Genomic DNA, 3,323 nt, shown 5'->3' with positions numbered 1-3,323 from the left:
CTGCGGCCCAAGCGATCCGAATCGCGAAGGAGTTCGCACGCAACGCCGAGGAATCGGGCGGGCGTTCGATGATCATCATGGGTGCGGGCATCTGCCAGTGGTTCCACGGTGACGCGACCTATCGCGCAGTGCTCGCGCTGCTCATGCTCACCGGCTGCATGGGCCGCAACGGAGGAGGGTGGGCGCACTACGTCGGCCAGGAGAAATGCCGTCCGGTCACGGGATGGGCCGCGATGGCGATGGGGACCGACTGGAGCCGCCCGCCCCGGCAGATGGCCGGCACCTCCTACTGGTACGTGCACACCGATCAATGGCGCTACGACGGATATCGCGCCGACGCGCTGTCGAGCCCGCTGGGACGCGGGCGTTTTCGCGACAAGCACACGATGGATGTCATGGCGTCCGCGGTGGCGATGGGCTGGTCGCCCTTCTATCCCCAGTTCGACCGCAACACCCACGACGTCGTCGATGACGCGCGCGCGGCAGGCCGGGAGATCCCGGAGTACGTCGCGCAGCAACTCGCGGAAGGGAACCTGAAACTCGCGGTGACCGACCCGGACGACCCGCGCAACTGGCCCCGGGTGCTCAGCGTGTGGCGGTCGAATCTGCTCGGCTCGTCCAGCAAGGGCAACGAGTACTTCCTGCGGCATCTGCTCGGCACCGATTCGAACGTGCAGGCCGATCCCACGGCACCGGATCTGCGTCCGGGCGAGGTGGTCCGGCCGGAGGACCTGCCCGAAGGAAAACTCGACCTGCTCATGTCGATCGACTTCCGGATGACGTCGACGACCTTGTTCTCCGACGTCGTCCTGCCCGCTGCCACGTGGTACGAGAAGGGTGATCTGTCGAGCACCGACATGCACCCCTACATCCACGCCTTCACCGCAGCGGTCGACCCGCCCTGGGAGACCCGTTCGGACTACGACGCCTTCGGCGCCATCGCGAAGGTGTTCAGCAGCCTGGCGCGCACGCACCTCGGAACCCGCACGGACATCGTGATGGGCACCCTGCAGCACGACACCCCGGGAGCGATGGCATATCCCTCCGGCGCGGAGCGGGACTGGCGGTCGACGGGCGAGGTGCCGGTTCCGGGGAAGACGATGGGGCCGCTGACGGTCGTCGAACGCGACTACGGCGCGATCGCGGAGAAGTGGGCCACCCTCGGGCCGCTCGTCGAGACGCTCGGGCTCAACACCAAGGGCGTGACCACCCGGCCGGATCGGGAGGTCGCCGAACTTGCGAAGAAGTTCGGTGTCATGAATTCCGGTGCCGGACAGGGGCGTCCGGCGATCGATACCGCCGAACGTATGGCCGACACCATTCTCGCTCTGTCCGGCACCTCCAACGGGAGATTGGCGGTCCAGGGGTTCCGCGAATTGGAGAAACGTACCGGGCGCAGGCTCGTGCACCTGGCGGAGGGAAGCGAGGAAAGGCGAATCACCTATGCGGACACCCAGGCCCGTCCCGTGCCCGTCATCACGAGCCCCGAATGGTCGGGGAGTGAGACGGGAGGGCGCAGGTACTCGCCGTTCTCGGTGAACATCGAGGAGCTCGAGCCCTTCCGCACGTTGACGGGCCGGATGCACTTCTACCTCGACCACGACTGGCTGGAGGAACTCGGTGAGCAGCTCCCCGTCTACCGCCCTCCGCTCGACATGTCGCGGCTGTTCGGAGAGCCGAGGGTCGGCACGGGCGACGGCATCGGTCTCACGGTGCGTTACCTGACACCGCACTCGAAATGGTCGATCCACTCGGAGTACCAGGACAACCTGTTCATGCTGTCGCTGTCCCGGGGCGGACCGACCATGTGGATGTCACCGGCCGACGCCGCGAAGATCTCGGTGAGCGACAACGACTGGGTGGAGTCGGTCAACCGCAACGGTGTCATCGTGTGCCGGGCGATCGTCTCGCACCGCATGCCCGAGGGCGTCGTCTTCGTCTATCACGCGCAGGATCGCGTCATCGACGTGCCACGGACGGAGACCACCGGTACGCGCGGCGGTATCCACAACTCGCTGACGCGCATCCTCATCAAGCCCAGCCACCTGGCCGGGGGATACGCGCAGACCGCGTACGCGTTCAACTATCTCGGCCCCACGGGTAACCAGCGCGACGAGGTGACGATCGTGCGGCGCAGATCGCAGGAGGTCGTCTACTGATGCGCACGGAACGAGCGGCCGGACGAGGCGGAGCGCAGGAAGCGAGGCGGTCGTGAAGGTCATGGCACAGCTGGCGATGGTGATGAACCTCGACAAGTGCATCGGATGCCATACCTGTTCGGTGACCTGTAAACAGGCGTGGACCAACAGATCGGGCACCGAGTACGTATGGTTCAACAACGTCGAAACGCGCCCGGGGCAAGGATATCCGCGGACGTACGAAGACCAGGAGCGCTGGCGGGGCGGGTGGATCCGGGACTCCCGGGGCCGCGTGCGCCTCCGCGACGGCGGACGCTTCGCGAAACTCGCCCGTATCTTCTCGAATCCGAAGATGCCCTCGATCCAGGACTACTACGAACCGTGGACCTACGACTACGACAACCTCACCGATGCCCCGCTCGGCGAGCACATCCCGGTGGCGACGCCGCGCAGTCTGATCTCCGGCGAGCCGATGAAGGTGGAGTGGTCGGCGAATTGGGACGACAATCTCGGTGGTTCTCCGGCGATCGTGCCTGACGACCCGATCCTGAAGAAGGTCGGCGAACAGGTGAAACTCGAGTTCGAGCAGACCTTCATGTTCTACCTGCCGCGGATCTGCGAGCACTGCCTGAATCCGTCGTGTGTGGCGTCGTGCCCCTCCGGCGCGATGTACAAGCGGACGGAGGACGGGATCGTGCTCGTCGATCAGGACCGGTGCCGCGGCTGGCGGATGTGTGTGTCCGGATGTCCGTACAAGAAGGTGTATTTCAACCACAAGACCGGCAAGGCCGAGAAGTGCACCTTCTGCTATCCGCGGGTCGAGGTCGGATTGCCGACGGTGTGCTCGGAGACGTGTGTGGGCCGGCTCAGGTACATCGGTCTCGTCCTCTACGACGTCGATCGCGTCCTCGAAGCTGCCTCGGTGGAGAACGACACCGACCTGTACGAGGCGCAGCGTAATGTGCTGCTCGATCCGAAGGATCCCGAGGTGATCGCCGGTGCCCGCGCCGAAGGCATCTCCGACGAGTGGGTCGAGGCCGCCCAGCGTTCACCCGTCTACGACCTCATCCGCACCTACCGGGTGGCGTTGCCCCTGCATCCGGAATATCGGACGATGCCCATGGTCTGGTACGTGCCACCGCTCTCGCCCGTCGTCGACGCCGTCAGCCGCGAGGGACACGACGG

Annotated in this window: 2 protein-coding genes; both read left to right on the top strand. The window is 65.7% G+C overall.

Features of this window, described 5'->3' with window-relative positions:
- On the top strand, positions 1–2,159 hold a 2,159-nt coding region (locus tag R1101_RS0119225; RefSeq protein ID WP_016934954.1), incomplete at its 5' end, for a molybdopterin-dependent oxidoreductase.
- A gap of 52 nt (positions 2,160–2,211) precedes the next feature.
- A partial coding sequence (gene narH / locus R1101_RS0119220) for a nitrate reductase subunit beta (RefSeq protein ID WP_016934953.1) occupies positions 2,212–3,323 on the top strand: 1,112 nt, incomplete at its 3' end.

Origin of the sequence: Rhodococcus sp. R1101, assembly GCF_000278445.1 — a bacterium.
GTDB lineage: Bacteria > Actinomycetota > Actinomycetes > Mycobacteriales > Mycobacteriaceae > Rhodococcus > Rhodococcus gordoniae.
The sequence above is the reverse complement of the archived record's forward strand: the minus strand, read 5'-3'. Positions and strand labels throughout refer to the sequence as shown.